Here is an 8,180-nt window from a genome sequence, read left to right on the forward strand (position 1 = left end):
AAAGTTGCTACTTGTGTCAACTTTATGCTGCACCAGTGATTTTCTTTGCCCATGTGCCGGACTTGATGACGCCCAGCCCAAGTGAGATCAATGCGATGAACTGCATCATCTTCATGTTATTTAGTCCGTTGGCTCCACTTGCGATATAGGAGGTAACTCCAACGTAGACAACAAACATGCAGACAATCACGGCAATTTGAATAACGGTGGCTACGTAATTTTTCAGAAATCCTTTTGCAATATCGTGGGTTGTATCTGAAGCAAACGTGGCAATCGGTAGGGGAGCAAAGATCGTATAGACTGCCAGCTCAAAGATACGACCGATGGAAATCACAAAGATAATGTACGCAATTGCCTTCATAACCAGAAAATATGGCTGCCAGAACAAGATCTCCAGTGTAGGCGTGAAGGATAAAACCTGTGTTGGATTCCCAAATGCATGATCCTCGAATTTAAGGTTTGCAGCATCAGGAAAAGCTGCATGTGGGTAGAACATTCTGACTGCATCTTGCGAGATTTCGTAGGTGAAGTCATGGCGATGCAAGCCAGCACCGAGGTTCTGCCAGTATTTAATCCATCCCTGATACCAGTGATCTGAATTAAATACTTCGTTTAGTAAATCTTCAGCTATGGAAATTGTATATGTCACACGATTTCCAGCTGGCAGGAAATTGGGGGTTGTACCGCTTCTATTCAATGTGGAGAATGCGCTATAAATATATCCGATGATCACGTCAGCATTTTGGACTACTTGTTTTACAACCACGATTTTTATTAGAAAAACCAATACATTTTCCCACTTGCTTGACCATTCAAAGTTAACGGTTTTCCGAAAAAAGTCCACCATTAACAGAAGTACCGAAACGATCAGTGCCAGCGTTCGGCTTCCTGCAATAATGGCATTTGCAACAGTGGTTTGCGAACTCATGTTGATGACTGTGTAGGGTGATACCTGTGCAAACTGAAATGCCTTTTGTAGCACTTCGTTGGCTTCATCAACATTTTCCGTGATCTTCACATACACGTCCTGTATGTCGTTATTGAACACGTCTGTTCCTGCATTGGCTATGACCGGAAAAAAGATGTTTAGCAATCCGATGATAATCACGAACATGTAGATGAATCGTCGGATTTTCTCGAAGCGGCTCAATGGCGGTTTTACCTGGCATGGTAGTCTTAGGGGCTTCACCATAAAAAACACCTCCTTTAGGTCACAAATAGGGGCAGAATGGTTGACACGGACATGCAAATCGCACCAGCTGCAAATGTTTTTAATCCGTTTATTTTTGTGGCGGCATTTTCATCCTTGATTGCAAATGCAAACATAATCGCACCGATCAATGCGCCCAGCGCACCTACTCGGCGTGTCCAGGTGCTGATAAATGTCATCACGCTGCTGAATATCGTGTTGGCATTCGTGGTTGAAAGAGAAAAAATACCCAGGTTCTGCACTGCGGCACGTATCATAAACCCTGATACCATAATTAGAACAGCGTTCAGCTGATCACGTGCATCGTCCGCTTTGATCGATAGCGCAAATTTGATGGCTCCGATAAATGCCACAATGCCGCCGATCCGGGCGATCCAAAGGCTGAAAAAGTTGATGCCGTTTTGCGCAAGCTGGGACGGAGTTCCGCTTGGTGGGTCTGGAAGAATCGTAGAAAGGAATTCTAATACTTGCGGAAATGCCATGATGCCCTCCTCGATAATATGATGCTGCCCCCGCTTGCAGGGGCAGCCTAAACAGTTACTCGAACAAATTGAACATGCTGGATGCCATACAAAGTGCTGCTACAACGAAACCTGCGACCATCGTGATTAAGCCCTTCTGTTTCTGTTCCGCATCCTCATGCTTGATTGCCAATGCAAACATGACTGCTCCAATGAATGCAATAAACCAGCCAATACGTCTGATCCAAGTAATAAAGAAGTTGATGGTGTTTTGGTAGGCGGTTTCAGCAGTTCCGGCAGCGGATGCAACGATTGTGCAGGCGGCAATTGTGATTGCAATGGCGGACAGGGTAACAAAGAGCTTTGCAGCTTTGTTTGTTTTCTTCAGTGTCAGTTTCTTCATAAAAACCTCTCTTTCAAAATTAAGACATGAACCCGATCATATCTTCTTGGTCGTAATAATCTGCGTCTTGGGCAAATGCGTATGTAGAAGGGGCGTGTTCGCTTACAATAGTGGTGATGTCCAAAACGTCTCCTTCATCCAGATCCGGATCGGCAAATGGCTCCTCATCGGGAACGTCATAGTGCCGTATGTCAGAATGTTCTGTTAAGGCGGATACCCCGACAGCTTCATCAAGTTCAACCTCCTCTCGCTCTTTGATTGGCTCACCGAGATCAGCTGATTCCCACGCTTCGGGAACAGAAAATTCCGGCTGGCTTTTGTTATACTGTACTCCATCATCGGGTTCTGCTCCTGGCTGCTCTGTTTGTTGCAGCAGTTCCGCAGCTTCTTCGTATGATGAAGGGAGTATCTGTTCGGCAGATACCTGGATCGTGTCTGATTGACCAAAGAACAATGCAATCTTTTCAGGCTCTTTTTCTGGTTCTGCTTGTTCGGCGGCAGCATTGCCGGAGTTGACATTTGTGTCAACTTTTTGGTGTGCTGCCGTGAATTCCTCAATCGTAACAGCGTGTACTGTAGCAACGTCAAAGGGCGGGAGAATTTTTCCGGAATCTCCCAGGAAAGCGTAGTTGGGATGTTTTTCAATCGGGTACTTGGTACAGTAAAAGGGATTGTGCGACCGAACCATTACAATGCAGTCGCTGATTGGCATCGTACTCAGTTCATTGGGCTGCATCAGTTCCCGTCCCAGGATGCTGTTATTTTCTGACGTGCTGGACTGCTTCCCTTTTGTGCGGTTCGTGCCACGTACATCAATCGTTTCTTTACCAAGTTGCTCAGAAATGGATTTTAGCGTACTTTCTTCTTTTCCACCCAGAAAAATCATGGTATCGCAATTGCCGGTGATATCCTCCCAGGTCTTTTCATACCTGGCTTTGAGCTGTGCCATATTTTGAATGATTACATTCAGGCTCATGCCCATGGATCGTACAAAGGCGATTTTCTGATCGAAATCCGGAATTTGCCCGATGTTCGCAAATTCGTCCATGATGCAGCGTACATGAACCGGAAGCACACCGTTGTGTACAAAGTTGGCACGGTCTGACAGCGTATCGAACATCTGGGTATACATCATTGCCGCCATGAAGTTGTAGGTGCTGCTTGTTGCGGAAATGATGATGAACAATGCTGTTTTTTCATCCCCCAGGGTTTCCAGATGGATGTTGTCGCAGCAAGTCAGATTTCGCAGATTCGTCAGATTGAAGAAGAATGTCTTAACATTCGCACTAGACAGAAAACTCTGTCCGGTTTCCTCCGGTGCATTACGCACCTCCTTGTACATCCGGTATGCCAGTGAATCAGGCTTACGTTTTTCAAGCTCCAGAAAGTCTTTGTCTAGCGGACAGAGGAATGCTTTGCTTCTTCGTGCTTCAAAGTCAGCGTCCGATTCATCCGGATTTTTGGTTAGGAAAAATCCATCCGGCAGCTGACTGCCACGGGGTGGATATTGCAGCTTCCGCATTTTTTCTGTGACTGAAAAGAAATTCAAATGGGATTCATCCCGAGTTTCCGGAATAATCAGACCGTTTTTATCCCTTTTTGCATTATACTCAGACTCCTCAAACAGCAAATAGACAAGGGCTTCCAGCATGGATTGACCTTTTTGCGACCAGAAATCTTCCTTTTCTCCATCCCCCTTTGTTGCCTTGAATAGCACATCCACCATTTTCTTGACACTGTCCTCGCTGACTTGTCCGTGTTCATCATAAACGTAATGGAATGGGTTGTAGTTGTTGGAATGATTCATCTGAATCGTATTGAATATACGCACCTTGTAACCGGCAGCACGGAGCATCTCGCCGCAGCTCCTAAGGAGTTCCCCCTTCGGATCCGTGATCACGTAGCTGGTATTCAGCTGCATGATATTGGGCTTGGCAAGGAAGCGTGTTTTACCGGATCCGGATCCACCAATGACTAAAACATGAAAATTAAGCAGATGCTGCTCGTTGTTTAGAGAGAGCATCAATTCTTTGGAGAGCAAGATATTGTTGTCGATCATCACGCCTCTAAAGTTGCCCTTCTCATCGTATACACGACGACCGTCAGGGGACTGGGTATCGTAGATTTTGATGGGGTGCATCTTGGGTGGTGCCGGATCGGCAAGCTGCTTCATTTCCTTTGTGTCCCCCCACTTGGCACTGCCGTGTTCTGTTCCACGGCGGTGCAGACGCTTCTTATCTTCACTGTACTTGTACAGCGCATAGATGCCTATTACAGAAGCACCGAAAAAGAGCATTTTTGGAACGTAACTGTTTTTGTTGTTCAGACGGGAGACAATGAATGAGGGATGTGAAGCAACGTAATTAAAACCTTTGCTCAGCTGAGAAATATCAACATGTCCGGCTTGATCCAGGGAACGATCCATGGCACCGCCCAGCATAGTGCAAACAATCAAAACAAAAACGCCGATTATGCAGTAGATAATCAGCGTCGTTGAGTCTATTTTTGGCTTTGGTTTTGGTGGTTGTGCCATTATCTTCTCGCCCCCATTGACGGCGGCGGAAGCTCCGGTGCAGGCGGTAGGTCTGGGACTTCTGCATCCGCAAGGACATTACCCTCTGGATGCAACTCGTGACCATTTCTGCTATGCATAGCGTCCGCACGTTGCTCCGCATGTTCTGTTGCCGCAGTTTCGACCTCAGAAGCGACAATTTCCTCACGCTCCTGCATGGCATCTATCTTAATTTCCTCAGCCTTCTCCACAATGGTTTCAGCCAATTCGGCGGAAACACCGAATTCATCTGCAACTCTATCTGCTGCTGCCTGTTTATCAGTAGTAGAGATATCTGCCGATTGCATGCCCATTGCTATCGTCATGGACTGTTCCCGAACCTCCTGAATTTGAATCGGCTTGTTCGGATTCTGCATTTCCGCTTTCCGAAATACGTCCTTCGCCATCTGCTTGGCAATGTGATCCGGAACGCCTTGCGATACATATAGTTCGCGAAGCTGCTGCAAAGATGCTTTCTTGTCTGAAAAAGAAAGCACCAGTTCTTTTTTGTCCTGCTGCGTATGATCAACACCCTCTGCATCCGTTTCAATGGCGGTAACGGTGCTGTCAACACGAAAAAAGTCCTTTTCCGTTCGGTTGACCTCACTGTGCATGCTGCTGATGGGCAGCTTTTTCGTGTAGACTGTATTGCCTTCTTCGTCTGTCTTGCGCAGTCCCAGAGCAACTGCCGTATCTCCCAAATTGAAATCCTGCTTGCTGAAGGTGTATTCTGCTGTATGTGTCTCCTGCATAGCGTAGAATGCGGCAATGTTTTCTGCCTTGTGAATGAGAGCCGTCTTATGCTTCCGATCCGTCAAGCCCAGTTGCTCGTCCAAGCTGAAACGCATTTGCTGTCGTGTCATTTTTTCCGGCTCAAGTACTGCAAAGGCGCCATCTTTGCTGGCAAATACAATCCGGGGCTGTTCATCCGATTTCGGAGTCAGACGCCAGCAAGAATACTCCTTGCAGATAGGATCCTCGTCTTCGACTGTAACATTGGCTTCCACCTGTTTGAATTGTGCGTGCGCACCGTCAGAGAAGAATTTTTCCTTCTGTTCTGCTTGCAGCATTTCTTCGCCAAATCGGGCGGATCCGAGCTGCGCCTTGATCTCATCCCAATCAAATGCCTTCTGCATTTCTGCTGCCAGCGTTTTCTTGTCCAGAATTTGATCAAAAGAGATTTCTTTCCCGGTTTTCTGGTTCTTGATGGTGATATAACCGGATTCGTCCCGGTCAAAAGCCAGATCGCTTTTTACATCGTTGCATTGTTGCACAAAGGAATCCCTGGTCATTTTAATTGCTTTTTCGTCTTGCTTCTCGAAGATGCATAGGTTTTCGCCATCAGCAGTTTGAATAAACTGGGCAGAAAGATCATTTTTATTAAAGTGCGTGGTCAGAAATGGGATTTCCCAGGCGTCACAACGGAAATTCCCCAGCTCTTGCGGACGCTCTGCAATCTTGCTTTTCATTAGCTCCGTGCAGAGTTGCTTGAATAGGGGGAGATCACCTGTTCGAACGGTCGCAAAAATGTTATCCTTGCTCTTGGCATTAGAGAATGCGACTGGAATCCCATACCGTTTGGCTTTCTGCGCAATAAACTGCATATCCGCTTTAGTCAATGCATTTTCGGACATGGAAAGCGTATCTCCGATCGTTTTAGCGTTGGAGCGCAAGGTGTCCATTCCAACCTGACCGGGTTTGATGCTGGTCAGATCCGTGCTGCTGACCTTTGGCTGCTTATTATTGCTGCGTTCACGCTGCCGATTCATCTCCGCCAGCATGCGCATGATCAGGTCAATCAATTCCTTGGCTGTATGCGCAGCCACGTCAGCGCCCTTTTGGACAACTTGCAGGGTTACGCCGGTTACGTCATCCGACATATTCATTGTAATTCACTCCTTTTTGCATAAGAAAAGCTCCGGTATTTGTATACCAGAGCTTCGTCTCATATCTTCGATTTTTAAAGTTGACACAAGTAGCAACTTGCTGTGCTGAAAAAGAAAATCAGGAAACTGTTGACTTGTAGTCGTACACACCAATGCGCTGTGTTACTACTTCGTTGAACAGTGTATCCAAGTCAGCGTAGCCAATGTAGCGTAGTCCATCGTGTTCAAATGCGACACCCCAAACTCCAAACGAGACACTTCCGTATGGTTGTTCTGCATTAGCTAGATTAAACGAGCATGTTCCGTCATTTAATAGCATAATATCACTATATTCGACATAGGAATAGTACGAAAAATCCTGAGTTTTGATCTCATATACATAGACTAGGATGCTATTGGGGTTCGGCATACCTTCTTTAGTGGTGAGCAGATAATTGCCTAGCAGCGTAATGCTGTCCAGATCGGACGGATTGTCCCAATAAGATGCAATTTCCGACTTCAGCAGATCCTGACCGTGGGACTCCATTTTTTTGCTTGCATCCGCAGGAAGTTCATTCAGGGACATAAGGTAGGATTGCAGCCCCTCTACAGTATAGGTCTTCTCTGTTTCAGTCAGTCGGTATCCCTTGTCTGCAAGATTGCTGACGCTGGCATCGCTGACTGTAACCTTAATGGTGTCTCCATTGCGCAAGCCCTCTTTGGGCGCAATACTGAATTGGACTGTTTCGGGCAGATCGGTCAGTGCTGAATTGTCAACGACTGCTAAACCATCTGGAGCTGTGCCGGAATACTGAATTTTGATCTTATCAAAGGGGTTGATTTCTATCGCTTCCTGTAGCCCGGAAACTTTGATATCTACGTCCTCTGTCACGAGCTTGATCTTGTACTCAGATTCCAGTTTTTCAATGTTTGATGTATCCCACTTGAATTTAACAGTTTCCCCGTTTGAAAGCCCAGTGGATTTATCAAAGTCTGCTGATAGGCTGTCATGCAGCTTTTCAAGTACTGCCTGGTAATCCCACATGGAATACCCATCTTTCAGTCCGAATGCTTCATGGTTGTCTTCTACAAGTTGATCCAGTGATACGTTCCATCCGATGCTACCGTCACCGTCATAACCGCCTACTTCTGTAGTCAGATAGTCGTTAACCTTGATCTCAGTGCTTCCACAAGCGGTCAGCAGTAAGCACATGGCAGATGCAGCTGCAAATAAAATACGTCTTTTCCCCATAAATGACCTCCATTTGAAGTAATATGATATATTGTAGCACATTTTGATGTGCATGTCAATCTGATTTTTCCATATACATCACCAATATTGTAAAATAGATTCAACATCCGCCTTGCTTTTTTTGCTGAATGCCATTTTCAGACCATGCAGTAGGTCATCAATTTGTGTTTTCGAAAAATCGGCTTCTTTGGCAGCGGCAATCAGGTAGCCCTCTATGGTATTGTTGTACCAGCCACTATCACAAAGAAAGTCAATCTGTTCATGGGTTAGTGACTGTGCCCAGTTCAATAATTTGTTGAACTCTTGAGAATGCTTTTTTCCGTTTTCAGGCACAGGTCGAACGGGTTCTTGTTTTGCGGCATCAGCAGGGGAGTGGGGCGGAGCGTATGCTGGTTCGGTTACATCGGAACCTTCAAAAAAGTTGCTACTTGTGTCAAC

Annotated in this window: 7 protein-coding genes; all 7 read right to left on the minus strand. The window is 46.0% G+C overall.

Going from position 1 to position 8,180, the window contains the following annotated elements:
- Positions 1 to 22: 22 nt before the first annotated feature.
- The gene (locus QVO51_RS03665) at positions 23 to 1,192 is read right to left on the minus strand and encodes a hypothetical protein (RefSeq protein WP_022357284.1); all 1,170 of its coding nucleotides are present in this window, start codon (positions 1,190 to 1,192) and stop codon (positions 23 to 25) included.
- A gap of 14 nt (positions 1,193 to 1,206) precedes the next feature.
- Positions 1,207 to 1,692, minus strand: coding sequence for a hypothetical protein (locus QVO51_RS03670; protein WP_022357285.1), 486 nt, complete (start codon positions 1,690 to 1,692; stop codon positions 1,207 to 1,209).
- Positions 1,693 to 1,747: 55 nt separating this feature from the next.
- Positions 1,748 to 2,074, minus strand: a complete 327-nt coding sequence (locus QVO51_RS03675) for a hypothetical protein (RefSeq protein ID WP_022357286.1) — start codon at positions 2,072 to 2,074, stop codon at positions 1,748 to 1,750.
- A 19-nt stretch (positions 2,075 to 2,093) separates the two neighbouring features.
- Positions 2,094 to 4,607 carry a VirD4-like conjugal transfer protein, CD1115 family gene (locus QVO51_RS03680; protein WP_022357287.1) on the minus strand — a complete coding sequence of 838 codons (2,514 nt, stop codon included), beginning with the start codon at positions 4,605 to 4,607 and terminating at the stop codon, positions 2,094 to 2,096.
- A complete protein-coding gene (locus tag QVO51_RS03685; protein WP_022357288.1) occupies positions 4,607 to 6,511 on the minus strand; it encodes a hypothetical protein in 1,905 nt (634 codons plus the stop codon). The genes QVO51_RS03680 and QVO51_RS03685 overlap by 1 nt, the downstream gene beginning before the upstream one ends.
- 118 nt (positions 6,512 to 6,629) lie before the next feature.
- Positions 6,630 to 7,742: a hypothetical protein gene (locus QVO51_RS03690; protein ID WP_022357289.1), complete on the minus strand. Its 1,113-nt coding sequence runs from the start codon at positions 7,740 to 7,742 to the stop codon at positions 6,630 to 6,632.
- Between the two features lie 78 nt (positions 7,743 to 7,820).
- Positions 7,821 to 8,180 (minus strand): hypothetical protein (locus QVO51_RS03695; RefSeq protein WP_288167818.1); only part of this gene is annotated, 360 nt, incomplete at its 5' end.

The sequence above is a fragment of the Ruminococcus sp. CAG:379 genome (assembly GCF_000434255.1).
In the GTDB taxonomy this organism is placed as follows: Bacteria; Bacillota; Clostridia; order Oscillospirales; family Ruminococcaceae; genus Ruminococcus_F; species Ruminococcus_F champanellensis.